This window comes from Ferdinandcohnia sp. Marseille-Q9671 (assembly GCF_976954385.1).
Genome location: NZ_CDRJTA010000003.1, coordinates 86,317 through 110,683, shown reverse-complemented (window position 1 = coordinate 110,683; position 24,367 = coordinate 86,317). Strand labels below are relative to the sequence as shown.

Annotated in this window: 26 protein-coding genes; 14 read left to right on the top strand and 12 right to left on the bottom strand. The window is 37.1% G+C overall.

Features of this window, described 5'->3' with window-relative positions; translation table 11 throughout:
* Positions 1–52: 52 nt before the first annotated feature.
* Positions 53–1,429: a Glu/Leu/Phe/Val family dehydrogenase gene (locus tag ACWNMY_RS13280; protein ID WP_449538742.1), complete on the top strand. Its 1,377-nt coding sequence runs from the start codon at positions 53–55 to the stop codon at positions 1,427–1,429.
* Positions 1,430–1,700: 271 nt separating this feature from the next.
* On the opposite strand, the gene ACWNMY_RS13275 is transcribed toward ACWNMY_RS13280, so the two are convergent.
* Entirely contained in the window at positions 1,701–3,410 is a 1,710-nt protein-coding gene (locus ACWNMY_RS13275; protein ID WP_449538741.1) for a DUF2207 domain-containing protein, read from the bottom strand.
* Positions 3,411–3,627: 217 nt separating this feature from the next.
* Here ACWNMY_RS13275 and ACWNMY_RS13270 point away from each other — a divergent pair, with 217 nt between their 5' ends.
* From ACWNMY_RS13270 to ACWNMY_RS13260, 3 genes are all read left to right on the top strand, one after another.
* Positions 3,628–4,416 carry a Cof-type HAD-IIB family hydrolase gene (locus tag ACWNMY_RS13270; RefSeq protein WP_449538740.1) on the top strand — a complete coding sequence of 263 codons (789 nt, stop codon included), beginning with the start codon at positions 3,628–3,630 and terminating at the stop codon, positions 4,414–4,416.
* Positions 4,417–4,613: 197 nt separating this feature from the next.
* Positions 4,614–5,369: a DUF2087 domain-containing protein gene (locus tag ACWNMY_RS13265; RefSeq protein WP_449538739.1), complete on the top strand. Its 756-nt coding sequence runs from the start codon at positions 4,614–4,616 to the stop codon at positions 5,367–5,369.
* Positions 5,370–5,389: 20 nt separating this feature from the next.
* Entirely contained in the window at positions 5,390–5,746 is a 357-nt protein-coding gene (locus ACWNMY_RS13260; protein WP_449538738.1) for a GIY-YIG nuclease family protein, read from the top strand.
* A gap of 82 nt (positions 5,747–5,828) precedes the next feature.
* On the opposite strand, the gene ACWNMY_RS13255 is transcribed toward ACWNMY_RS13260, so the two are convergent.
* The 4 genes from ACWNMY_RS13255 to ACWNMY_RS13240 form a co-directional block, all read right to left on the bottom strand.
* The gene (locus ACWNMY_RS13255) at positions 5,829–6,341 is read right to left on the bottom strand and encodes a YbaK/EbsC family protein (RefSeq protein WP_449538737.1); all 513 of its coding nucleotides are present in this window, start codon (positions 6,339–6,341) and stop codon (positions 5,829–5,831) included.
* A gap of 126 nt (positions 6,342–6,467) precedes the next feature.
* Entirely contained in the window at positions 6,468–7,184 is a 717-nt protein-coding gene (locus ACWNMY_RS13250) for a YwmB family TATA-box binding protein (protein WP_449538736.1), read from the bottom strand.
* Between the two features lie 93 nt (positions 7,185–7,277).
* Positions 7,278–8,156, bottom strand: coding sequence for an ABC transporter permease (locus tag ACWNMY_RS13245; protein ID WP_449538735.1), 879 nt, complete (start codon positions 8,154–8,156; stop codon positions 7,278–7,280).
* A complete protein-coding gene (locus ACWNMY_RS13240; RefSeq protein ID WP_449538734.1) occupies positions 8,153–9,100 on the bottom strand; it encodes an ABC transporter permease subunit in 948 nt (315 codons plus the stop codon). Before ACWNMY_RS13240 ends, ACWNMY_RS13245 begins: the two co-directional genes overlap by 4 nt.
* Positions 9,101–9,273: 173 nt before the next feature.
* On the opposite strand from ACWNMY_RS13240, the gene ACWNMY_RS13235 reads away from it, so the two are divergent.
* The 8 genes from ACWNMY_RS13235 (at position 9,274) to ACWNMY_RS13200 (ending at position 15,212) form a co-directional block, all read left to right on the top strand.
* Positions 9,274–9,672 (top strand): cytosolic protein, encoded by a 399-nt coding sequence (locus ACWNMY_RS13235; RefSeq protein ID WP_449538733.1) that lies wholly within the window; start codon positions 9,274–9,276, stop codon positions 9,670–9,672.
* Positions 9,673–9,821: 149 nt separating this feature from the next.
* The gene (locus tag ACWNMY_RS13230) at positions 9,822–10,475 is read left to right on the top strand and encodes a hypothetical protein (RefSeq protein WP_449538732.1); all 654 of its coding nucleotides are present in this window, start codon (positions 9,822–9,824) and stop codon (positions 10,473–10,475) included.
* 184 nt (positions 10,476–10,659) lie between these two features.
* The gene (locus tag ACWNMY_RS13225; protein WP_449538731.1) at positions 10,660–11,724 is read left to right on the top strand and encodes a glycosyltransferase; all 1,065 of its coding nucleotides are present in this window, start codon (positions 10,660–10,662) and stop codon (positions 11,722–11,724) included.
* Positions 11,721–12,881 (top strand): hypothetical protein, encoded by a 1,161-nt coding sequence (locus tag ACWNMY_RS13220; RefSeq protein ID WP_449538730.1) that lies wholly within the window; start codon positions 11,721–11,723, stop codon positions 12,879–12,881. The genes ACWNMY_RS13225 and ACWNMY_RS13220 overlap by 4 nt, the downstream gene beginning before the upstream one ends.
* Before the next feature lie 7 nt (positions 12,882–12,888).
* Positions 12,889–13,899, top strand: a complete 1,011-nt coding sequence (locus ACWNMY_RS13215; RefSeq protein WP_449538729.1) for an NAD-dependent epimerase — start codon at positions 12,889–12,891, stop codon at positions 13,897–13,899.
* A 272-nt stretch (positions 13,900–14,171) separates the two neighbouring features.
* Complete coding sequence (locus ACWNMY_RS13210; protein WP_449538728.1) at positions 14,172–14,663, top strand: L,D-transpeptidase family protein; 492 nt, start codon at positions 14,172–14,174, stop codon at positions 14,661–14,663.
* A gap of 77 nt (positions 14,664–14,740) precedes the next feature.
* Positions 14,741–14,968: a hypothetical protein gene (locus ACWNMY_RS13205; RefSeq protein ID WP_449538727.1), complete on the top strand. Its 228-nt coding sequence runs from the start codon at positions 14,741–14,743 to the stop codon at positions 14,966–14,968.
* Entirely contained in the window at positions 14,958–15,212 is a 255-nt protein-coding gene (locus ACWNMY_RS13200) for a LexA family protein (protein WP_449538726.1), read from the top strand. Before ACWNMY_RS13205 ends, ACWNMY_RS13200 begins: the two co-directional genes overlap by 11 nt.
* Positions 15,213–15,259: 47 nt before the next feature.
* Here the strand turns inward: ACWNMY_RS13200 and ACWNMY_RS13195 are convergent, their stop codons facing one another.
* From ACWNMY_RS13195 to ACWNMY_RS13185, 3 genes are all read right to left on the bottom strand, one after another.
* Positions 15,260–15,619 (bottom strand): YkvA family protein, encoded by a 360-nt coding sequence (locus ACWNMY_RS13195; RefSeq protein WP_449539127.1) that lies wholly within the window; start codon positions 15,617–15,619, stop codon positions 15,260–15,262.
* A 252-nt stretch (positions 15,620–15,871) separates the two neighbouring features.
* Positions 15,872–17,674 (bottom strand): oligoendopeptidase F, encoded by a 1,803-nt coding sequence (pepF, locus tag ACWNMY_RS13190; RefSeq protein ID WP_449538725.1) that lies wholly within the window; start codon positions 17,672–17,674, stop codon positions 15,872–15,874.
* Positions 17,675–17,863: 189 nt separating this feature from the next.
* Positions 17,864–18,643, bottom strand: coding sequence for a Cof-type HAD-IIB family hydrolase (locus tag ACWNMY_RS13185; protein WP_449538724.1), 780 nt, complete (start codon positions 18,641–18,643; stop codon positions 17,864–17,866).
* 193 nt (positions 18,644–18,836) lie between these two features.
* Between ACWNMY_RS13185 and ACWNMY_RS13180 the strand changes: the two genes are divergently transcribed.
* Together ACWNMY_RS13180 and ACWNMY_RS13175 are read left to right on the top strand one after the other, a co-directional pair.
* On the top strand, positions 18,837–20,015 hold the full coding sequence (locus tag ACWNMY_RS13180) for an SLC45 family MFS transporter (protein ID WP_449538723.1): 1,179 nt from the start codon (positions 18,837–18,839) through the stop codon (positions 20,013–20,015).
* A gap of 103 nt (positions 20,016–20,118) precedes the next feature.
* Positions 20,119–21,330: an MFS transporter gene (locus tag ACWNMY_RS13175; protein WP_449538722.1), complete on the top strand. Its 1,212-nt coding sequence runs from the start codon at positions 20,119–20,121 to the stop codon at positions 21,328–21,330.
* 47 nt (positions 21,331–21,377) lie between these two features.
* Here the strand turns inward: ACWNMY_RS13175 and ACWNMY_RS13170 are convergent, their stop codons facing one another.
* Genes ACWNMY_RS13170 through ACWNMY_RS13155 form a run of 4 tightly spaced genes read right to left on the bottom strand, consistent with a single transcriptional unit; the run spans position 21,378 to position 24,239 of the window.
* A complete protein-coding gene (locus ACWNMY_RS13170) occupies positions 21,378–21,740 on the bottom strand; it encodes a VOC family protein (RefSeq protein ID WP_449538721.1) in 363 nt (120 codons plus the stop codon).
* A gap of 43 nt (positions 21,741–21,783) precedes the next feature.
* Positions 21,784–22,437 (bottom strand): TetR/AcrR family transcriptional regulator, encoded by a 654-nt coding sequence (locus ACWNMY_RS13165; RefSeq protein ID WP_449538720.1) that lies wholly within the window; start codon positions 22,435–22,437, stop codon positions 21,784–21,786.
* An 18-nt stretch (positions 22,438–22,455) separates the two neighbouring features.
* Complete coding sequence (locus ACWNMY_RS13160; protein ID WP_449538719.1) at positions 22,456–23,517, bottom strand: ABC transporter permease; 1,062 nt, start codon at positions 23,515–23,517, stop codon at positions 22,456–22,458.
* Positions 23,514–24,239, bottom strand: a complete 726-nt coding sequence (locus ACWNMY_RS13155; protein WP_449538718.1) for an ABC transporter ATP-binding protein — start codon at positions 24,237–24,239, stop codon at positions 23,514–23,516. Before ACWNMY_RS13155 ends, ACWNMY_RS13160 begins: the two co-directional genes overlap by 4 nt.
* Positions 24,240–24,367: the final 128 nt, after the last annotated feature.

The window sequence follows — 24,367 nt, the reverse complement described above, 5'->3', positions numbered from 1 at the left end:
TTTAGTATGTTACAATTTATTATTATAACGCTTTCATCAAGGGGGAATGGAATTGAATAAAACAAAACAAGTTGTCCAACAATCTTTAGATGCATTAATGAAAGATCATACCTTTATACCTGAATTAACAGGTATGACTCGTGAGCAAGCCTTTTCTTCGTTAGCCTCCATACTTTCTACTCCAAACCATGTACATAAATCCTTTTTGCGAATTCCTTTAGAAAATGGGCAGGTGGTGCGAATTCCCGCCTACCGTGTACAACACAATAATGCACTAGGACCATATAAAGGTGGTATTCGGTTTCATGAAACCGTTAATGAAGATGAGGTTATTAATCTAGCATCACTAATGACGTTGAAAAACGCTCTTCATGATGTTCCGTTTGGTGGAGGTAAAGGGGGACTTGTCGTCAATCCTCGAACCTTATCTGAAAAAGAGCTACACCTCATTTGTAAAAAATATGTCCGTTATTTTAGTGATAGCTTAGGGCCTGATAAGGATATACCTGCTCCAGATGTCGGATCAGGAGAACGCGAGATGGACTGGATGATGGCTGAATATAAAAGCATCCGACCAGGTACTCCCTATAGGGGTAGTTTCACCGGAAAAAGAGTAGTGAATGGTGGCTCTCTAGGAAGACGCGAAGCAACAGGGAAAGGTGTATATTTCACATTCCGATATATGTTTCATGACTTCCTTACAAACCAAAAAAGTTTACTGACAAAAACAGATAATGTATATGCCAAAACTGTGGCGGACCTTGAAAACAAGACGATGAAGCTAGCTGTACAGGGTTTCGGAAATGTTGGTTCAGTCGCCGCTTTAGAGGCATACCATTGTTCACACTTGCAAAACAAAGTGGTGGCAGTCAGTGACCGAAATGTAACGTTGTATAATGAAGATGGATTAAACATTCCATCTCTCATCAAGTACACTGGGGGTAACAGAGGGGATCTCCCAGTATCATCTGAAGAACTAGAAGGAGCTGGAGTTAAAGCAGAAATTCTAGACCGAGAAGCCATCCTATATCTTGATGTCGATACTTTGATTCTCGCTGCACTGGAGGACCAAGTACACAAGGTTAATATGGATAAAATAAAAGCTACCATTATTGTAGAAGGTGCAAACGCACCAGTAACAAAGGATGCTGATGAGTACTTAAGTAAGAAAGGTGTCATTGTCATACCTGATATTCTCGCGAATGCAGGTGGAGTGATTGTATCTTACTTAGAATGGTTACAAGGACGAGAAACTCAGTTTTATAGCGAGGAAGAGGTATTTACTCAATTATTTGAGAAAATGAAGGGAACACTAGACTCGATTCTACCGGTATTCTTTAGTGACTCCTTCACATTACGTCAGAACTGTTATATTCACTCCGTAATGAGATTATCAACGGTACTCTTCAGACAAGGAAAATTATATTAACTAAAAGTGCAAGGCTCGCAACCTTAGGTCCTCAGGACGGTGTCGCCTGGTTCTAGACACCAAAAACCATGTTCAAAATCTTATACTTGCTTATTTAGTAAAAAAAACGGCATCCAAAACTTGGTTTGGTTGCCGTTTTTATATGGGACAATCATTTAGTTATATGGGACATAGTCTGAAATATATGGGACACCCACCAAGTTATATAGGACATAACCCTAATTTTTTGGGACATTCACTGGCAAATATGGGACATAACGCAGAATAATAGTTAAAATGCGCCAGATCCTCCTCCGCCACCACCAGTTCCTCCCCCACTACTACTACTACTACTACTACTGCTACTACTACTTCCAATGGAACTATCTGCCGTTTCAAAAATAGTGGTAGCATTCGGTCCAACATGTCCAAAGGAGTAAATGGAATATGGATAAAACCCATTATTAGAATGGTAAGGTGACGAAAATGCCTCAATTAGTCTCTTATTCTGCTTTATCATTTTTTTATCTCCAAGACCTAGGCCGTAGATATATGCTCTCATCTGGTCATCTTCTGGCCATTTTTTCCACTCTTCAGGTGATAGTGATTGATAGCTTTCTTTAAATTGCTTCCATTCTAGGTGTATACGTAGTCCCTCTAGGTTTTTAGGTCGATATGTGAACACGTAAACAAGTATTCCTATAAACAAAAATAATGCTAGAAGAAACCATCCTAATAAATCATAAATAGGAAACAGGAATAAAAAGGGTACCAACACGATACTTGATAAACCAAGGAATAATTTCAATTTAGATTTATCCTCATAAAGAGTACGATCCTTTACCTCTTTTCGAACAGCCTCTCCCCATTTCATTAGAAAACTAGAATATTTATCATAGTTATTCTTGTTGTCGGAAAATGCAGCGAGATCTGAAAAACTAAATTCCCCATTTCGACCGATTTTCTTAAATAACCATTCTATTAAAATACTCTCATGCGGCAAGGCTCCTGTCTCATTCACGAGCTGAAACTTTTCATCGGAGACTTGCCTAACCAGTCTTTTTCTCACTAAGTCTAGTAAGGCAGCAGCCTTTGCCTGTGTTGGCAGGTAGTTATGATTCGTAAAAGAGATTGTTGCAGGTAAGCTTAGATCCTGTTTTGGCAGAGAACCCGCATTGGTCATTTCTCTTCCTAAAGCTGCAAGCTTTGCCCTAGCTTCCCTCCAGTTCCGTATGATAAAAAATAGAAACATAACTATAAAAGCAGGAATTAATATCTGAGCTACAATTGAAAGTGTTTCTTTTGCATCTGCTCTTTCCTGTGCTTTGGCAAGCAACTCGTTTTTATCATTCACTATTTCCTCTTTCATAGGCAGATCTGCGGTGACATATGTTGCTGCCGGGAAGATAGTTTTATCATAAGCAACACGAATATCACCATTCGTTTCACTCGGTACCTCCCCTAGACGGAACATAACGACCCCATCTGACTGAACAGCTTCCGATTGGAATGCCTCATCATAACCGAACGCAATCACATCACTTGTTGATTGTGGCGGATATACATTGATTGTTAGATTTTCATAGGTTGATTCATTTCTATCATCAAAAAATGGCCAATAAAATTGGGCAACATCTTGAAAAACTTCAACACCCTTTTCAATTGTATAAGAGAGTGCGACCGTAATCGTCTCATCCTTACCCTTTCGATAAACTTTATAAAGATCCTCATCTTTTTCCACTTTTAACGTGGCATTATTTTCAGTTGCGGAAAAGCCCTTAATTTCACTTCCGTCTTTCGGATCAATGGCCCGAGTAATACCATTAAACTCCCCATCAAATTCATATACATGGGTCTCAATTACCTTTACGGTTCCATCCTCGTTTAGATGCGCATCTATTTTTAGATCATTAATCCAAAAATCTACCGCAAATCCTTGTATTGGATAAAACACGAATAACGCTAGAAAAAAAAGAATAACTCCCACAATTTTTGCTCTCATGCCGTTCCCTCCTCCGTACTTTTATATACGATTAAGAACACTATTAGGTTTCAAACATGCACTCACTTATTATCAAATGCACCTTGGTATAGTTGCGCCCGATTTTTTAGGTTAACACGAGGTGGTTCATAAAGACGTTGGCACAGGATGTCGCGTTTCTGCTTAATAACGGTAAAAAGTGTTATACTATTCTGTAAAAACACTAAGGAGTCTTATAATGTCTGATATAAAAATTGTATTCCTAGATATTGATGGCACGATCTTACGTCCAGATGACACGATTGAACCTTCTACCAAGGAAGCCGTTACCCAGCTTATGCAAAAAGGAATAGAGGTTTTTCTTGCAACAGGAAGACCACTTCACGAAATTACCGAGATCGGTGACGAACTCTCCATATCATCTTATATTGCATATAATGGCGCATTTGCAATCCGTCGTGGAGACACACTTTTTAACGAACCATTAAGTCCTCGATTAGTTGAGAATCTACTACAAACAACAAATGAGCACAATTTTGATGTCGTTCTATATTCACAGAATAAAAATGTTTTTACAAACATGGAACCTCAAATTGTGAAACAGTTCATTAAGACCTTTCATTTGAGAAAGAACTCCTTGTATAGTGCAGATAAAAAAGAAGAGTTCTTAGGTGCAACAATTATAACAACTGAGGAACAGGCCGAAGAAAAATATCGCCACCTCAAAGACATTCATTTATCCTCTGTTAATGTTGAGGGAATGAAAACATGCCGAGATGTCATACGTAACACAGTGAATAAAGGAGTTGCAGTTAAAGCCGTGTTAGCGGCACTTCAATTAACACCTGAACAGGCTGTGGCATTCGGGGACGGAATGAATGATAAAGAAATGCTTTCAACTGTAGGTACAGGATTTGCAATGGGGAATGCTCATCCTGATTTGATTTCCTTTGCAAAATACAAAACAACCGACGTCGAGAATTCTGGGGTTTACAAAGGATTAGTATCACTTGGATTGATTAAATAGATGATGCGTGAAAGACTAGGATTAAATAAGCCTAGTTCTTTTTTTATAAACGTCACATAGGAACGTTTGGTTATAAACAAACATTCCGACCTAACATTTGACAATAAACCAACATCATTATATTATGTTTAATGAATAATAAACATTTTGAAAGTGTGTTTGTTCTACCTTAAACTCTGATTGGATGTGTTTGAACAGTGGATATTTCTGAAAATTTTTGGAATGCCTCATTAGAGGAACTTAAACAGGGGTATATTCAAGAGCCAGATTCATACATTTGTCTTCTATGTGGAGAGAAAATTGAAAAAGGTGTCATTTATCCTCATGAAGGTGTTTTTTATGAGGCAAAAAGATATATGCGAATTCATATCGAGACTACTCATCAATCAGTATTTGATTATTTAATTGGTCTGGATAAGAAGTTGACTGGGCTAACTGATCATCAAAATCATCTTCTCCGTCTTTTTTATCAAGGTAAAAGTGATAAAGAAGTTCAAAGTGAGATGGGGATTGGCAGTACTTCTACAATTAGACATCATCGTTTTGTGTTAAAAGAGAAAGAACGTCAAGCCAAGACTTTTTTAGCAATGATGGAACTGTTAAAAGAAAAAGACCAATATGCACCAGCTTTTGTTCCACCACATAAAACAGCAACAATGGTAGATGAACGATACGCTGTTACGGAAGAGGAACAACAAGATATTATTCATAAATTTTTACCTAATGGGATACATGGTCGCTTAACAAAATTCCCTCCGAAGGAAAAACAAAGATTGATTGTTCTGCGTGAAGTTACAAAATGCTTTGAAAGTAATAATACTTACACAGAAAAAGAAATCAACCAGATTTTAGAAAATATGTATGATGATTACGTATTGATTCGGAGATATTTGATTAGTTATGGCTTTTTGGAGAGGTTGCCTGATGGAAGTCAATATTGGCTAAAACAATAAGCAGAAAGTGAGTGTCTACAGTGAATCGAAAAAAAGAATTAAAGCAACAATACAAAGAAACTCCCATTGAAGCAGGTGTTTATCAAATAAAAAACAATAAAAATGGGAAGCTTTTCATCGGAAGTACCAGAAACCTTAAAACGTTAAACGGACTAAAATTCAGTTTAAATGCAGGCACAGCCTCACCGACAAACAAAAAACTCCAAGAAGAATGGAGTCAATATGGTGAAAGTGCATTCAGTATCGATATTGTAGAGACTCTTAAAAAGAAAGATGACCCCTATTTTAATGAAAAGGAAGCATTGTTAGAGCTAGAGAACAAATGGATTGAACAACTTCAACCATTTGAAGATCGAGGATACAACAGGAAGAAATAAAAATCACGATAAGCGTCAGAGAGAAGATTCATACAATACTCCCTATAAATTTTGGGACAGAGAACCTGTCCCTCTGACCCACTTATTCGTTATGTATTGCAATCTTCTCCGCTGTCTTTTCTGTTTCCCACCCTTTACATACGTCGACCCATTTTATTGCGTCTGAATAGAGGAATAGTTCATCACAGGTTAATTCTATGGCTGAGTTGATGCTTCCACATGCGGGAAACACAGTTGTAAAACGTTTCATTGACTCGTCCAGGTAGACATCAAGTTTGTTTGCTAGTCCGAACGGGCACACTCCACCGATAACATGCCCGGTTTGTTCTACTACTTCCTCTGCAGATAACATACGTGCCTTAAAACCAAAGGTATGTCGAAACTTTTTATTATCAATTTTTGCATCGCCTGCAGTAACTACTAAAATGGCAGTTTCTCCTTCTCCTCGGAATGACAGAGTCTTTGCGATTCTTTCTGGAGCAACACCAATTGTTTCTGCAGCTTGATCGACCGTCGCGCTTACCGTATCAAACTCCATTACATCCTTTTCACGGTTCCACTTTTTAAAATGTTCTTTTACACTTTCTAGTGACATTTTGTTCATCCTTTCTTCCTAATATATTATTTTAATTTATCACAAAACTTTATAAACTCATAAAAATACACCTTTCCGCTCCATCTAGATCAAAAAATAAAGACTTAGAGAATCCTAAGCCTTCGGTTAATATTCCGTTGTAATAATCGGTGTACCGATTGTGATATCAATTTTATTCTTTTCTACATCTGCTCGCAAACCAACCTGAAGATTAATCTTCTCTTGATTTGCTGTTAATAATTCTGATTCAAAAGCTTGTGAATATGCAGAAACAGAAACAAATCTCTTTTCAGAAAGCTTTTCTACAACTTCTCCGTTTGTAGCTGCTATAATGCTAGTCGCTACCTCTTCTAATTGATTGCTATTAAACTGACTTACACCGGAAACTGTATAAAACGTATCAGCGTCTACAAAAGATTGGCTAACCCACTCTAGCTGGTCATTTGTAAGCTCATTACCCTTTGCCTCATGTGTGATGGCTATTTCATATTTCGCTCCTGACGTATATGCTTTTAGCTTGATTGATTCAGCTATACCTAGCTTGTTTTCTCTCGTCCCTTGCCACACATAATGACTATTTTCCTCTTCAAGTATGCTTTTCCAGCTGTAAGTATCATATTCATTCATTATCTTCTCAACATGTAGCTTCATATCATCGTTATCCTTCGCTTGCCCTAGCTTACTTCTTGAAAGGGCCATCCACGAAGTAATTGTTACATCACTATTCTCTGCAACTACTTTTAAATCCTCAAGGTCATTCCTATTTATCATTTCATCCTGATTGTTCGAATAAAACCCAGCTAATATCCCAAACGATAAGATTAATGCAATAGTCATCTTCATCCGTTCCTCACCTCTTTAGCAAGGATAACCAGGGATTTACGGATCTATACATACAAACTATCAATCTTTTAAAAATTAATTTTCGTATGCTTATCATTTGTTCATTTTCTTGACTAGTCCGTTTCCGATCAAATAGAACGATAGGACAGTGATAGAGATCAAGAAGATTGCACTAAACGGAATTATTTTTACCCCCCACATATCTTTTAACACAGTCGATAGAACCAATGGCCAGGAGTCCGAGGTGTTTACAGCATAATAAGCACCTGATGCATCATTTTCAAATGTTACACTAATAAATATGCCTACAATCCCAAGTTGAGCAATTAGAAACAGTGTTCGGCCTAACTCATTTGCAATCAGTGTTATAAGTTGAGGCAACATATTTGGCAATAAATATCTTCGAGATAAGCCTAATGGTGTTCCTCCTGCAACAATACCTGCTTCATAATAAGGCTGGGCGGAAATTGCAGTTACATGCTTATGAATTACGTCTCCTACTCTACCAACCTCTAGCAAGGCTAGAACGAGAATAAACCATAACGGTCGGTTAGGTGAATACAAAAAGAATGGAATTCCCACAATCATAACAAGTAGAAAAATGGGCGGTATATAAGAAAAAACCTGATACCAAATCTGTAATACTCCCTTAAGAAACCTTGAATAAAAAGCCCCCATCCCCAGTAGCATGCCAACTAGCATTCGAACAAATACAACACTGATGATAATCAACAGTGTTTCCCTTGTTCCAATCACAAGACGACTTAGCAAATCAACACCTTGTCGATCACTTCCTAAAAGAAAGTCTTCAGAAGGAGGAAACGGTGGTGTAACCATTGTTCCATCCTCATACGTTAGATATAAATGTTCAGTTAACTCTTTATCTATAAAAGGAAAATATGGACCAAAAATAGCCAAAATAAAAATGAAACTTAAAAGTATTGTTCCAATAACCAATGATGGATTCTTCATGTATTTTTTCCTTTCGGTGATACCATATGACTAAGTACTTGGAAAAAGAGATTTGAAAATAAAACAATGAGGGTAAATAAAAGTACAAAGCCTACTGCAATATTTGTGTTCATAGAAAAATTGCTTCCTTCTACAAAACTTCTTGGTGAAGCAATTGCCTTGTGAAAATAAAAGGCTGCTCCTCGATAGTTTGTTAAGAATTCCACAATAAATAAATTCGATAATACATACAAAGTCATTGTGTTACTACTCACATTTATTTTCTGTAAGGCATTTTTCAACATATGGACCGTAATCATTTTAAAATGGGAAATTCCTTTTGATCTTGCTGTAGTATTATAATCCTTTGTTTCTTCTTCAAGAAGACTCGTATACGTAATATTGGCTATAAAAAACAAGGGAAACAGAGACAAAAATAAAATACACACAATGATATTTTCAAGTTTTTCATGGCCAAATAAATCAATATGTGGAAAGATTCCCACCTCGTATAAAAACATAAGCGAAAGTTGAATCATAATCATGAAAAAGAGATCTGGTACAGAAAGCATAAACCACGTTATACCGTTTCCCACTCCCATTTTCCTGTTCTTTACAAAATAATCAAAAACCCCTTTTATAATTCCGAAAAAGAAACCAATTAAGATAGCTGGGATTATGATAATGAGGCTTCTTTCTGCTGCTTTTACTACATGTGTTTCAACAGAGCTCCCATCAGAATAGTCTCCTAACCCTTGGTTTTCCTGGATAAATGTAAAAAATTCCTTTATAGTAGATATATGGCTATCTATACTATAGTCATATAGGATGTTTTGTATATCTCCATATTTACTAGTTTCATAGACGACATCCCTAGGTATAAAGATTACAATCATAAGGATAACCGTTGTAATGCTCCATAACGCTAATTGCTTACATATTACTCTAATCAATGCTGTGTTCATCGGTCTCTCCATTCAAAATACAAAAAATAGAAAATATAACTAAAGTCTACTAAATTAAGAATAGTTTCACAACTATATTAAAATATCTATTTCATAGAGTTTATTTTTGATTCATTTGATTTAAACCGCTACATTCTGTACATGCTAAGAAAATAACAAAGGAGGTGTTGAACATGAAAACAATGACTGTCTCGTTCCACAAGGAAGATGGCGTTGAAGGTATGAATGTATCTATATTAGATGAACAGGATTTTAATACTGTAACAGAAGGCGGTACCAGACATCTTTTTGAGCTTGATACGAATATAGGATTTTTTGTCTTTTTTGATGGAGCTGATTCAGAAGGTAATATACATTATCTAGCTTTGCAATATGAAGAGAATAGTGAAGATCCTACATACTGCTTTTCTTTTGAGCTTAAAGACTTTTATGAATTTATGGCATTGTATCTCAGTGACCTTGCATTCTCTGATGAAGAGTCAGAAGACGAAGAGGAAGAGTACGGTCCAATCCATCATCTTGCCCATTTGCTATACCATATCGTAGAGGATGCAAAAAAAGCAGACCAATAAGACATGGGGTCATAACATTTGTGACCCCTCTCTATTCTCACAATCCACTCATCATTATCTCCCACCTCTGCAAAAAACTTGATTTCCAGTTAATTTTTTGAAAAAATATATATAAGGTTATTCGTAAAACCATGTTAGGATGTGGTCATTTGTTTTTCAATATCTTTTTTACAATTGTTTACATTCTCGGTGTGTATTATTTGATTCAGTATAGACTTAGCATTAAAAAGGCAGTTGATATATCAAAGGATGCACTTTTTCCCCGAACCGAGGAGGAGTTTCGTAGTATTCTTATACCGAACGAGTATAAGGAGATGGAACCTCTTACTAAGACAACCAAATCGTATAAATTTGTTAAATGGGGAACTACTATTGTAATAGTAATCCTTCTAGGTTTGCTGATAGTCGTCCTTACGACAGACTTTTTAGGATCTTCCTTCTTTTCCATGGCATATTTGTTTTTTGTTCTCTTAAGTGCTGTCCAACACAGAGGGAATCTTTTTCTATTACAGAAAGGCATTATTCTACAAGGAAGATATTTTCCTTATAGTAGAGTAAAAGAATACGAAGTTGAGCAGATTGTACGTTGGCATGACTTATATGGCATGCATGACCGTGTTAATTTCAGCTACAAACTCACAATCAAGGTAAAGAGTTTACTTCCTTTCATAAACTTTGTCGTAATTGAAGACCCAGCTCATCTCGATCGAATACTTACATTATTAGAAACAAACGGTGTGAATGGAAACACCAAGGAAGTCCCTTCGAACAGCTCCACCCATAACATTACAACAAAACCGTAAACACATCAGGCCAAAATCCTGGTGTTTTTTTATGTGCACTTTCCTACTCCACTTTTGTACCATCTCTATTAGCCTATCAACTAATTTGAAAAATTTTGTTTTTTAGGGGTATTGTCCAAACTCCTATGTACTTCTGTGCATAGAGTAATTGAAAAGACTACTACGAAGAAAGGAGTCGATAGATTTGCCTACTGCTCTTCATTTAAATTTACGAGTTGACCCTACCCAATACATTCCTCAAATTCGAAATATTCCAGGCTATGACTATATTCATCTCGTAAGACAGCCTAAATATATGGTAGATATGTCCCTATTAAATGATAAGGTTTACTATCTGAATGAAATTGTCGATCCAAAAAAATACGTAAAGAAACAAAAAGTATCACTGATTCATGCCCATCATGGACAACTGGGAATTTTGTTGCTTCCCTTTAAAGAAAAATCTGGCCTCCCTATGGTCACAAGCATAAGAGGGAGAGACGGTACACTGGCTGATCAGCATTTCACCTATTTAGACCATATGAAAATGTTGTTTGAACGTACTGAACTCTTTTTCCCTGTATGTAATTATCTAGCGGAAAGAATCATGGATTGGGGTTGCCCGGAGGAGAAAATTAGAGTCCTATATGGGGGTGTAGACCTTACCCAATTCCAATATAGACCACCTGAAATTAGAGAATCTCAAAATATACTAGCGATGGGAAGACTGGTAGAAAAGAAAGGCCATCACATTTTGATGCAAGCCTTCGCAAAAATTCGTGAAAAATTTCCAAATGCCACGTTAACCATAATAGGGGGTGGCAAATTAGAAGAGTATATTGTTTCATTAGCAAACCAGTTGAATTTAGGCGATTCTTTCCGTCTTGTACAGCGTATCCCAAAGGCTCAAGTTCATGAGCATATGAGAAATGCTGATATCTTCTGTGCCCCGAGTCTTACAGCATCTAATGGGGATGTCGAAGGGATTCCCAATACAGTAAAAGAGGCGATGGCAACTGGTCTTCCTGTTGTTTCAACCACTCATGCTGGGATTCCAGAACTAGTTACCCATAATGTCGATGGTTTTTTAGTCCAAGAAAACAATATTGACGAACTTGCACTTGCACTTGAACATATGCTGACAAGCCAGTCATTATGGAATCCATTTGCTACCGCAGCACGTAGAAAAGTTGAACAAAACTTTGAATTACAAGCACAGCTCGCACAGCAAGCCCGCTTTTATGATGAACTGTTAGGAGGGTTGAAATGAAAGATTTCACTTCAATTACTGTAACTAAAGGTGAAAAAACACTTGAGATTCAAAATCCCACAACATATCCACTAGTTGGCATGGGTTCACAAGGTGCAGTTTTCAAGCTTACTGAAGAAAAATGCGTAAAAATTTATGCGGATCCACTTCAAGCAAAGATGGAAAATGATGCACTTAAAGCAGCTAAAAAGAACCGCTTTATGCCTAAGGTATACGAAACAGGGAAAAATTATATTGTAATGGAGTATCTGAATGGACCCAACTTAAAAGAGTATCTTCTAGGAAGCATGTATATGCCAGAAGACATTACTCGGAGTTTATTACACTTGCTAAAATCATTTAAAAAGGCAAAGTTCACCATGCTTGATGCACCACTCCGTCATATCTTTATCGTAAATAATGAATTAAAAGTAATCGACCATGTAAATGCATTTAAACGAGTACATCCCGTTCCTATTAAATTAATTCGCGATCTAAATTTACTATTATTAAAAGATTCGTTCCTCATGCAAGTTCAAAAACTCGAACCTGATACCTATAAAGAATGGGACCAATTCTTCAACCAAAAAATGAGCATTAAAAAGTTTCTCGTTATGCCAGATAAGGGTAGCAGTGTTAAAGTTGATAGCTCCCTTTCACAATGGCTCATAGGAAAAGGTCATCAGGGAGCTGTGTACCGATTATCTGAGGATCGTTGCGTAAAGGTCTATGGCAAAATAACACATGCAGAACAAGAACAGAAGGTTTTATTATCATGTCAGGATTTATCATTCATTCCAAAAGTACACGAAGCAAAGAAAAATTACGTTGTAATGGAATATCTATCAGGACCGGACCTTAATACGTATCTAAAAAAGCAATCCAAACTCCCAGATGAAATTGCAAAAGGACTACTCGATATCTTAACAACGATGAAGAAAAAGCGCTTTAAGCAAATCGATGCACCATTACGTCATGTTATTATCACTACTAACGGACTCAAAATGGTAGACCATGTCTATTCCTTTACACGTGATCAGGATCGTCCACTCGAGTTATTCAAAGACCTTCGTGAACGAGGCTTCTTTGAATCCTTCCTAGAGTATGTTAGAAATGCAGACCAAAAAACATATGATGAATGGACCAAAACTCCAATTCCTTTAACCGAGGAAGGTTGATCACAGCATGAGTATTCTAGTAACTGGCTCAGCAGGCTTTATTGGTTTCCATTTAACAAAACGATTGCTCTCGAAAGGTTATCATGTGATAGGCATTGACAATCTGAATGACTATTATGATGTACGTCTTAAAAAGAATAGACTCACATTATTGCAGAAGAATAATAATTTTACCTTTTACCAGATAGATTTGGCAGACTCCGATAAACTTAACGAGGTTTTTAATAAAGAAAAAATTAATATCGTCATTAACCTAGCCGCCCAGGCTGGAGTACGCTATAGCTTATACAATCCTTATTCATATATCCATTCAAACTTAATCGGTTTTTTGAATATAGTAGAGGCTTGTCGCCATCATCCAGTCGATCACTTGTTATTCGCATCTTCAAGCTCCGTATATGGAGCAAACACAAGTATCCCTTTTTCAACAAAAGATACTGTCGACCATCCAGTAAGTCTCTATGCAGCAACTAAAAAATCTAATGAGCTAATGGCCCATACTTACAGCCATCTCTTTCACATCCCCACTACCGGGCTACGCTTTTTTACTGTATATGGACCCTGGGGACGCCCCGATATGGCTTACTACTCATTTACTCGGGATATACTTGAGGGCAAACCTATTAAGGTATTTAACAATGGTGATATGCGGAGGGATTTTACGTATATTGATGATATTGTGGAGGGGATTATTCAATTACTCGATCATCCCCCACGTGCAAACACAAAATGGGACCCCTTGAATCCTGATCCTAGTTCTAGCAACGCACCTTACAAAATATATAATATAGGAAATAACAATCCTGTAAGCCTTATTCATTTTATCCGAACATTAGAGAATGCAATTGGGAAACAGGCCAATATCCTGCTTTACCCGATGCAACCAGGTGATGTAAAAGAAACCTATGCAGACATTACAGACTTACATGAAGCAATCGGATTTCTTCCAAAAACATCGATTGAAGAAGGCCTTGTGAAGTTTGTAAACTGGTATAAGGAATATTATCGTATAAAGTAAAGAGTCTGTTACAAACAGGCTCTTTTAGAGTGTAGACAAAATCAGTACTTCTAAAAAGAAATTACTTTCCCCAGACTGTCTTGAAAACGGTTGTCAGACAAGGCGCGCAGTCGATCGAAGACGCGAATAGAAGTTACCTTCATGAGCGGACGAGAGAGGCAAGCAACGCAGTATGCGAGCGTTTGTCAACAGTCTGAAGAGTCTGTTACAAACAGGCTCTATTTTTATGCCATTTAAATAGACTATATAAATTAAATAAGGAGGTAATCCCATTGATTCATATAGTTAAACCAGGGGAAACACTTGGACAAATATCAAGAGATTATCGGAAACCACTTTTTGAAATCATCCAAAGCAATCCTTCGATAAACCCAGATGTACTATATATTGGTCAATCTATTATCATTCCTGGCTTTCCAGATCCTAACACTCTCCCCTTCCAAATCGAGGTATCCGTTGGGAGCCGTTGGTTACGTTTACTGAGAAACCGGGTTGTACAAAAACAATATCCAATTGCAGTTGGCAGGATGCTCCACGGTACCCCCATTGGAAACTTTATTATTATTAATAAGGCACCAAATCCCGGAGGACCCTTCGGTACAATGTGGATGAGCTTATCAAAAGAGCATTACGGGATTCATGGAACGAATGACCCTAGTTCAATTGGGAAAGCCGTCTCGAGAGGCTGTATCCGAATGTATAATCATGATGTAGAAGAACTAGCAAGAACCGTTCCCATCGGCACACCAGTCCTTATTTATTAAAAATACGAATAAATGTTCTTATTTTTGTTGATATTAGAATATATGTTCGTATATAATGTAAAAAAGGAGATGATAGTATGCGCGGGATATTAAATAGAGCTCTGCTTCAACATACAGCAATCGAAATCATCTATATGTCTCAAAATGGCATCCTAACCCAACGTTGTATTAAGATCTTAGAAGTCAATGAAGAAACGATAAAAGCTTATTGCTTACTAAGAGGTAAAAAAAGAACCTTTAAAATAAATAGTATTTTATCTGCTGCCGTACCGAGGAAAAAAGGAGAGGTTAGATTTGCAAATTAAAACCCTACAAATGCGAATGGAACATACAGAACAAGAGATTCTCGAACAAATCGAAAAATACATCGTGAAAAATAACAACTCACCTTCCCTTCGTGAGCTTTCAAGACTTTGTAGGTCGGTAAATTCAACAAGCACAATCAAAGCTTACCTTGACCGAATGAAAAATAGAGGAATTTTAGATTATGAACCGAAGACACCACGATCTATAAAAGTAAATAAAGAACTACCTTCCTCTTCAAGCTGACGGTGGGTAGTTCGACCTTCTCGACATTAGATTTCAATGTCAATACATTACAGCTTTTCGTCAACATCGGTTGTATCAACATCTTCCCCAAACCAATCAACTAGCTTTCCTTTTGCCTTCTGCCTTACATCTTCATCAATATACATGGCAACCTGAAATAGCGCAACACCTAGAGCCCCTAAATCATCTGTAAATCCTATTCCAGCTGCAAGGTCTGGAATAAGGTCAACCGGGAAAATAAAATATCCTAATGCTCCGATAATTGTTACTCTGGCTTTTGTAGGAAGGTTTGGTTTTTGCAGAACATAATAAAGCAATAATGCAGTATAAACAACAGAATGACCTGCTCTTAGTGCAAACTTCTTTAGTTTTTCCCAGAATCTCTCATCTGAATATTGTTTCTCCATATTATCCATGCTAATCCCCTTTTTACAATTTACTCTACCGCTAGTATAGTATGATACCGTGGAGAATTTGCCGACTTATTATATTCGATCTTCCTCAAAATTTTCCTTTTTAAACAATCAAATTATATCACAGTTGTATTAGTATATTCTCTACCATAGGTTATGACTTTGAATGTTTTTTACACCTCATTAGGCCAAAAAAACTAGCCATCAGTTACGTTGTTTACTACCGATGACTAGTCATGATGCTATTTATTCAAAGCTTTTCTCAAGTTCATCCACCAACGAACCAACATATGCGACTGCCTTTTTAATTGGGTCAGGTGTTGTCATATCCACTCCAGCGAGCTTCATCAAGTCTAGTGGTTTTAGTGTACCACCTGCTTTTAATGCGGATAACCAACGATCTACAGCAGGCTGCCCTTCTTCCTGAATCAATTGTGAGGCTGCGGTTGAAGCTGTAAGTCCGGCTGAATACGTATACGGATATAGACCCATGTAATAATGTGGCTGGCGCATCCAAGTTAGTCCAGCTAACTCATCCATTACGACATCTTCACCCCAGAAAGCAGAGAGAAGCTCTGTTTTCTCTTCACATAACAGTTTAGCTGTAATTGGTGTTCCTTTGTCAGCTAAATCATAGATACGGCGTTGTAGCTCTCCTTCAAGTATATGCGTGACAAAGTTATGGTAATAGGTGCCCAAGGATTGAAGAATAACCCATCGTTTCATACGAGCATCTGTTGACTGTTGTAAAATATGTTTACTTAACAGCATTTCATTCATCGTTGAAGGTGCCTCAATAAAATATCGGGAAGGTCTTGTATTAGAAATTCGTTGGTTACGCCCCGCTAAGACAAAATGGCCTGCATGCCCTAGTTCGTGAGCTAGTGTGAAGGCATTTCTCATTGAATTATTCCATGTCATTAAAATATATGGATGTGCACCATATGGACTTGAACAAAATGCACCGGACCGTTTCCCAACATTATCCGCTAAGTCCACCCAGCGATTTTGAATTCCTTGCTCCATAATTTCAATATATTCCTGCCCCATTACCTGCAGGGCATCAAGAACTAGCTTTGATGCTTCCTCATAGCTAACCTTCGGATCAAAGTCAGGATCAAGTGGTGCCTTTAAATCACTATAATACATCTGATCAAGACCTAATACACGTTGTTTAAGTTTTGCAAGACGACGCATATGTGGCGCTAATTCGGTTTGAATAGTATGTAATTGATTATGATACATTTCCTTCGTTACCTGTTGCTCGTCCAACAACATATCTGTAACAGAATTAAACCCACGTAATTTCGCTTCGATGACCTGTTTTTTTACTTCTGTAGCAAAAGTTGCTGCATATGTATTTTTATATTGAGTAAGCGTTGCGGCAAAAGCTGCGGATGCCTTACGACGTAACTCTGTATTCGCCGAATCCTCATATGTCGGAAATGAATTAAAGGTTAATGGATGTTCTACTCCATCATCCGTTGTGAATGAAGAAAACTGCATATCAGACGTTTTACTTCGTTGATAAATCATATACGGAGAGTCTAGTACCTCCCCAAAGGCTGCTAGGATTTCTTCCGCATCAGGTGAAAGCGTATGTTCTTTCGCTTCTAACAAATCAGATAATGTTTTATGGAATTCTTGTAGACCTTGCTCTTGTTCCATATATGATTGAAGGGTCTTTGTATCAATTGAAAGCAGCTCCGATTTAATAAAGGACAAACTTGCGCTGACAGTAGAAAGTAATGAAGCAGAACGTGCAGCGTTGGACTGATAAATTGGGTTCGTACCATCTACTGACATATGTAAATCTGCATAACTCATCACGCGTATGACTCTTTCATATAATGCATCCTGTGCCACTAAACAGTCCAACAGAGTTTCTGCACTATCTCCAATATGCCCTTTAAACTGTGTTACAGTTTCGATATCCTTTTGAACAGCCTTATATTCTTTCTCCCATGCCTCGTCAGTTTCAAACAAGTCACGTAAGTTCCACGTTTGTTCAATCGGTACCTCTGATCGTAGGATTGTTCCCTTTGTCATAAAAATTCCCCTTTCTAAATGTTTCGCAATTCGAAATAATATAATTCTATTATAAGGGAAACAAATTTGAAATTAAATAGATTTCATGCAATTTATGGAAACGTGATTACCATTTCAGAAGGCAAACCCCACAAAAAAAAACACAGCTAACATATAGCTGTGAAAAGAAACATACACCTTATTTTCGTTTTATAATAAGCCCACCATTTTAAGTCCATGTAAAATCCCATCGTCTTCAACTGACTTTGTTACATGTTTTGCTACTGCTTTTACCTCGTCTTCCCCATTTCCCATGGCAACACTATTTTGAATAGTGGAAAGCATTTCAATATCATTTAATCCATCACCAAAAGCATATATATGCTCTTTTGATACGCCTAATTTTTCAATTACCTTTTCAATTCCTTTAGCTTTAGAACCGCCACTCGGAATAACATCTACGGATACCGGATGCCATCTAATAAAGTCAAAGTCTGTATACTCTGTCTCATATTGCACTTCTTCTCCTTCTGGACAGAAAAGAAGAGTTTGATACAAATCACGACCTTCATGATAGGTAGGATCGTATGCAGGAAAGCTATTTATTTTTAACGTAGCTATACTTTCTGTAATATAGCTATGCTCTGGGACATTGGCTTTCATATCTTCGTGGTCCATGTAAACAACTGGATGATTATTCGCAAGTGCTTTTTCAGTTAAGCTAGTAAGTGACTTGATATGTAATGGATTACGATAGATCTCTTCTCCGTTTAAAACGACATATTGTCCGTTATAACTAACATATGTACCAATTCCTAATTCCTCGCGTAGATCCTCGAACATAAAAGGAGCCCGACCTGTTGCAATGGCAACTTCATGTCCAAGTTCCTTCAAAGTAAAAATAGCATCCTTTGTTGACTGTGGAAGTTCCTTTTTATGGTTTAATAACGTTCCATCTATATCGAAAAAAATAACACTTGGTTCTTTCATTTTTTATTCCCACTTTCTTACACACATTTTCACATATTACCTACGATACAATATTTTCACACTTTAAAGCAAATACAATGGTTTGAAAAGATAATTGAAGAACAGGAAAAAAGTACTAGTATCCAGCATACAATTAGTAGTATGTTTTTACCTTACACTGATTTTTCAAAACGCATTCACGAGGAGAGCTTCCATGAAAAAAACGTGGCTATTGGGTTTTGGTTTTTTTAGTATTAGTCTAGGATGGTCCCTATATAACGGATTTGTCCCCTTTTTTCTTGATAACTACATATCAAGTACAGCTTTGATTGGCTTTCTTATGACAATCGATAATTATATTGCGCTTTTTCTACAGCCGTATATCGGACAGCTCAGTGATCGAACACGCACACGTTTTGGCCGCCGAATGCCGTATATATTAATTGGTGTACCGCTTGCATCCCTATTCTATACACTCATTCCTCTGCACACTGGCTTATTTACCCTACTCATATTTATGTTATGCATGAACTTGTCCATGGCGTTATTTCGTTCCCCCACCATTGCACTTATGCCAGATATAACTCCCGAATCCAAACAAACAAAGGCAAATGGAATCATTAATTTTATGGGGGGCTGTGGAGCAATTCTTGCCTTTAGTATTGGCTCATTCCTCTTCAGTATTGATGAGACATTTCCGTTTTTTGCTGTTTCGGTCGTTTTTTTAATTACCCTTTGGATTGTATATAAAAATATTAATGAACACCGGGATGCAATTTCTTATACAGAGACCAATGTACCAAAACTAAATTATAAAGAAGAGTTAAACTCTCCTACTTTATACTTGTTAGCTGCTATCTTTTTTTGGTTTATTGCTATACAAGGGATGGAGGCTCTTTTTACATTATATGGTGTAAATGAATTAGGATTATCAAGGAGTGCTTCTGCATTCTCCCTTACCTTTTTTTCGTTAAGCTTTGTTATCTTTGCGATTCCGAGTGGATTCTTGGGTGCGAGGTTTGAAAAGAAGAATGTCATTCTAGTCGGTGTTGTCGGTTTAATTGTTTCCTTCTTGCTGTTAAACTGGGTTGAATCTGTTTTATTTTTACGTATGATCTTATTTTTAGGGGGCGTCTTTTGGGCTTTTGTTAATATAAATGCATACCCTTTGATTGTTTCAACTGGAAACGAAAACAGTTTTGGAACTCGAACTGGTTTGTATTATTTAGTGTCTTCTTTGGCCGCGATCATTTCCCCTCCTACCCTAGGCTATCTAATCGATTTATTTGGATTTAGCGTACTATTTCTGGCTGCAGCTGGGAGCTTAATCCTTGCTTTCATCTTTATTAGTAGGGTTCGTGATCAATCAGAAGAACCACTGAAAGAAGTGTAACCAATATTTTTATATGGTCATTAATAAGGATTTTTGTTAAAGTAAGTAAATAGTTACCTCGGTAACTATTTTTTTAGTTTTTAATAGTTAGGAGTTTTTTACATTGGATAAAATAAAACAAAAACTGTGGACAAAGGATTTTATCGTTGTCTCCTCCATCAATTTTCTCATTACCTTCATTTTTTATCTATTAGTTGTCATTATCGCTGTCTACGCGGTTGATGAGTTTGGAGCTTCCACAAGTCAAGCAGGACTTGTAACGGGGATATTTATTGTCGGAACGTTACTTGGACGTTTATTTATTGGCCGATATCTAGATCGTATTGGACGTAAAAAAACACTACTTATTGGTTTGGTCCTTTTCACATGTGCTACCTTTTTATATTTTGTACATGCCGGTGTTACTTTCCTACTCCTAAATCGTTTTATACATGGAATTACACTTGGTATTGCAAGCACCGCAACTGGTACAATTGTTGCTCAAATCATTCCCCCTAACCGTAGAGGTGAAGGCATTGGTTATTTTAGTATGAGTACCACATTAGCAACTGCTATTGGTCCATTTATTGGATTGTATATGAGTCAGAACACTAGCTTCCAGGCTATATTCAGTCTTTGCCTTATAATAGGTGTCATTAGCCTGCTCACTTCATTCATCCTAAATGTACCACCAATCGAACAACAAGAGAGTGATAGAACTGAGATGGCTGGCTTTAAGCTTTCCAATTTTGTAGAGCCAAAAGCACTACCAATCGCATTCGTGACCTTAGCCATTTCACTTTGTTACGCCAGTGTTCTTTCGTTTATTAATTTTTATGCGATTGAAATTGAACTAGTTACGGCTGCTAGTTTTTTCTTTCTTGTTTACTCTATTGCCATCTTATTATCACGTCCATTCACTGGTCGCTTAATGGACGTAAAGGGCGCAAACTATATCATGTATCCAGCATTTATCCTACTTGCTATCGGACTGTTTTTGTTAGGTACAGCACATAATAGTATCATGCTCCTTATTTCCGGTGCTCTTATAGGACTTGGTTTTGGAAATATGCAGTCTTGTACCCAGGCTGTTGCGATAAAACTAACTCCCGTTCATCGCATGGGTCTTGCAACCTCAACATTCTTTATATTTTTAGATGCCGGCCTAGGGTTTGGTCCTTATCTATTAGGCTTTCTTGTTCCACTAACAGGGTACAGTAACCTTTATCTACTTTTAGGCGTATTTGCCTTACTCAGTTCAGGACTTTACTTTTTCCTTCATGGTAAGAAAGAGCATGCAAATCGAAAAGGTCATTCTACATCTCTATCCATGTAAAAAGAAGCCTTGCCACAACTACTTATTGGGCAAGGCTTCTACCTTTTTTATCCTTTTAAAAGAAATTCATTACCGTCTTCATCCTTGAATTGTACAAAAGAACCCCATTGCATTTGTTGAGGCTCACCTTTAAATTCGACACCTTTTGCTTTCATGCTTTCGTATGTTTCGAGCACATTGTCACAATCAAAGACAATCGATGCCTTCATATTTTCAAATCCTTGCATCATCGATTTCGGGTAAATGACAAGTCGACTTTTGGCATTTTGAGGAGCTACCTCAAGCCAAAATGCATTTGGGCCCATTTGGTTTTCGGCTGTAACTTCAAATCCTACTTTTTCTACCCAGAATTCCTTAGACTTTTGTTGATCATCTACATAAATCGCAACTGTTCCAATATTTGTTATCATCGTTCTTCCTCCTCTAATGCTTTTTTTACAAGATCATCTTCCTTTACTTTTTGATCCCATTCATAATCAGGTCAACTAGATTTTCTGCCTCTTTGTCAATATCAATTCGGTCCGGAGGTGGTGCAAGAATAAAAGTGGAAACGAGAAACCCGCCAAATACAGTTACTAGCATTCTTAGAATTGTGTTTGCCGGTAAGTCCTTTATATCACCACGTTCCTTAAACATGTCAATTGCATGAACAATTCTTTTTATTACATTTTCAGTGAAAAAAGGGGCAATATCCTGTTTCAACGCATCACTATATACTAATTCCTTAACGATAATTTGAAAGATTTCTTTATTTTCAATGACGAACTTCATTCTGTTTTTGAACAATCCTCTTAAAAAATCCTCAAAATGTAAGGTTTCCTCGGTCAATACCTCTCTAAACACATTTTCAGCCATACTCGGTAAAGCTTCTTTTAGAAATGGGAGGATAACGGAAAGTAACAAATTATCCTTTGTGCCATAATGACGAAAAATTGTGCCTTCTGCTACTCCTGCAGCTTTTGCAATCTCACTTGTAGATGTATTTGCATAGCCCTTCTCAGCAAACAATTTTATAGCTGTTTCAATAATTTTCTGTTGTTTGTCAGTTTGTTTTTTCGATAATTTGGTTTGTTCGATTAGGGCATCTAGTAGATTATCTTTTGACAAATATGTTCACTTCCTTACCTACATTGCTCGGTACTTTTTCAATGCCAATACATTAAGAATAATAAAAGTTGTCGCAAATATCACTAACACTAGAAGGTTGAAGCTTATATCAGCTATCCCCAGACCTTGATACATGACACCCTTTAATGCATCTGCAGCATAATATAAAGGCATAATTTTTGCAATTCCCTGTAACCAGGTAGCCATTCCTTCAAGTGGTATAATTCCAGAAAAAAAGACTTGCGGAATGACCGCTACAGGAATAAATTGTACCATTTGAAATTCAGAAGCGGCAAAAGCGGATAATAGTATTCCTAAGGATAAAGCAACCAACGCCAATAATAAGTTAATTAAAAGAACATTCCATATCGAACCTATTAAAGTTACGTCCAACACTGTAACGGCAAAAAAAACGACAATAATAGTTTGGATAATAGCAAAACTTCCGAATCCAACTAAATACGCTGTCACAATTTCTTCCCTACGAATCGGAGTAGACAACAACCTATCTAATGTTCCAGTTGTTCTTTCTTTTAACAGTCCTATACCTGATATTAGAAATACAAAAAAGAATACAAAAAAGCCAATTAAAATTGGACTTAGCACATCAAAAAACACGGTTTCCTCGCTTCCGTACACATAAATTATTCCCATTTCAGTTTTAGGGAAATCTCTGAGATTAGGAATTTGATTAACTAGCCCTTCCTGTGCCTGAGCAGCAATAACCTGGTTTACCTTCATCTGCAATGCCTTCGCTGACATGGGATCACTATTTGTTAACGTAAGTAGAACCTGATTATTTTCCATGACAAGCAATCCATCAAGATTCTGATCTATTATCGTCTTTTCCGAATTTGTAACTTGCTCGTATTCTTTTATTTTAATGTCTAGCTCTTTTAAAGCCTCGACAAGGTTTTCTTCAACACTAACTACCCCTAATGTAGGTTCAACTGAATCTCCATTAAACATTACATACATGAGAGACAAGATTAGAAGTGGTGCAACAAATAATAAAGCCAATGTCCGCTTGTCACGAAGTAACTGCTGAACTATTCTTTTTATAAGCGCGAATGTTCTCATAGTCTCGCCCTCCCAGCATGTAAGAATACCTCGTCAAAATTTCTTGCATGATAGGCTTCTTTTAATTCTTCCGGTGTCCCTCTAGTTAAAATATGACCGTCTCTCACCATTGCAATATAATCACATCTCTCTGCCTCTTCCATGACATGGGTTGTGACAATTATCGTTTTACCTTCCTCTTTCTTTAATCGAATTAACTCATTCCAAATATTGAGTCTAAGCTCCGGGTCAATACCCACGGTAGGCTCATCTAAAATTAATAGTTTCGGATTATGAATCAATGCAATAGCTAGTGATAATCTACGTTTCATCCCACCCGAATAAGTCGAAACCTTTTTATTTAGATCCTCCGTAAGATTGACAAGCTTCGATGTGTACGCAATTCGTTCCTTTTTTTCTGCACGATTCAACCTATAAAGTGAAGCAAAAAATGCGAGGTTTTCCTCTCCAGTTAATTCTAAATATAAAGCATCAGATTGAGCCATGTAACCTATATCCTGCAACAGTTCTAAATTAGGAACTTTCTTTCCTAAAACTTGAATTGCTCCGCTATCAGGTGAATCCATCCCTACAATAATTTTTACTAATGTGGTTTTCCCGGCTCCTGAGGGTCCGATAAATCCATAGATCCGCCCTTGTTCAATCAAAAGGTCGATCTCGTTTAACACTATCTTTTTACCAAAGCTCTTACTGATCTTATTGATTTCTACAGTATTGCTCATTTATAGTGCCCCCCCTAATTTATAAAAGTGAGTGATTACTCACTTTTATTATGTTCCTTGATACAACAATCGTCAATACAATAATTGGGTATTCTCATATAAATTTTTCACATAGGTATATCAGTACA

What these genes read in the sequence shown, in the direction of transcription:
- ACWNMY_RS13215 (WP_449538729.1), top strand. Translation starts at nt 12,889, where the DNA reads ATGAGTATTCTAGTAACTGGCTCAGCAGGCTTTATTGGTTTCCATTTA.
- ACWNMY_RS13270 (WP_449538740.1), top strand. Translation starts at nt 3,628, where the DNA reads ATGTCTGATATAAAAATTGTATTCCTAGATATTGATGGCACGATCTTA.
- ACWNMY_RS13155 (WP_449538718.1), bottom strand. Translation starts at nt 24,239, where the DNA reads ATGAGCAATACTGTAGAAATCAATAAGATCAGTAAGAGCTTTGGTAAA.
- ACWNMY_RS13185 (WP_449538724.1), bottom strand. Translation starts at nt 18,643, where the DNA reads ATGAAAGAACCAAGTGTTATTTTTTTCGATATAGATGGAACGTTATTA.
- ACWNMY_RS13195 (WP_449539127.1), bottom strand. Translation starts at nt 15,619, where the DNA reads ATGGAGAAACAATATTCAGATGAGAGATTCTGGGAAAAACTAAAGAAG.
- ACWNMY_RS13240 (WP_449538734.1), bottom strand. Translation starts at nt 9,100, where the DNA reads ATGAACACAGCATTGATTAGAGTAATATGTAAGCAATTAGCGTTATGG.
- ACWNMY_RS13220 (WP_449538730.1), top strand. Translation starts at nt 11,721, where the DNA reads ATGAAAGATTTCACTTCAATTACTGTAACTAAAGGTGAAAAAACACTT.
- ACWNMY_RS13180 (WP_449538723.1), top strand. Translation starts at nt 18,837, where the DNA reads ATGAAAAAAACGTGGCTATTGGGTTTTGGTTTTTTTAGTATTAGTCTA.
- ACWNMY_RS13170 (WP_449538721.1), bottom strand. Translation starts at nt 21,740, where the DNA reads ATGATAACAAATATTGGAACAGTTGCGATTTATGTAGATGATCAACAA.
- ACWNMY_RS13275 (WP_449538741.1), bottom strand. Translation starts at nt 3,410, where the DNA reads ATGAGAGCAAAAATTGTGGGAGTTATTCTTTTTTTTCTAGCGTTATTC.
- ACWNMY_RS13255 (WP_449538737.1), bottom strand. Translation starts at nt 6,341, where the DNA reads ATGTCACTAGAAAGTGTAAAAGAACATTTTAAAAAGTGGAACCGTGAA.
- ACWNMY_RS13205 (WP_449538727.1), top strand. Translation starts at nt 14,741, where the DNA reads ATGCGCGGGATATTAAATAGAGCTCTGCTTCAACATACAGCAATCGAA.
- ACWNMY_RS13235 (WP_449538733.1), top strand. Translation starts at nt 9,274, where the DNA reads ATGAAAACAATGACTGTCTCGTTCCACAAGGAAGATGGCGTTGAAGGT.
- ACWNMY_RS13245 (WP_449538735.1), bottom strand. Translation starts at nt 8,156, where the DNA reads ATGAAGAATCCATCATTGGTTATTGGAACAATACTTTTAAGTTTCATT.
- pepF (WP_449538725.1), bottom strand. Translation starts at nt 17,674, where the DNA reads ATGACAAAGGGAACAATCCTACGATCAGAGGTACCGATTGAACAAACG.
- ACWNMY_RS13160 (WP_449538719.1), bottom strand. Translation starts at nt 23,517, where the DNA reads ATGAGAACATTCGCGCTTATAAAAAGAATAGTTCAGCAGTTACTTCGT.
- ACWNMY_RS13250 (WP_449538736.1), bottom strand. Translation starts at nt 7,184, where the DNA reads ATGAAGATGACTATTGCATTAATCTTATCGTTTGGGATATTAGCTGGG.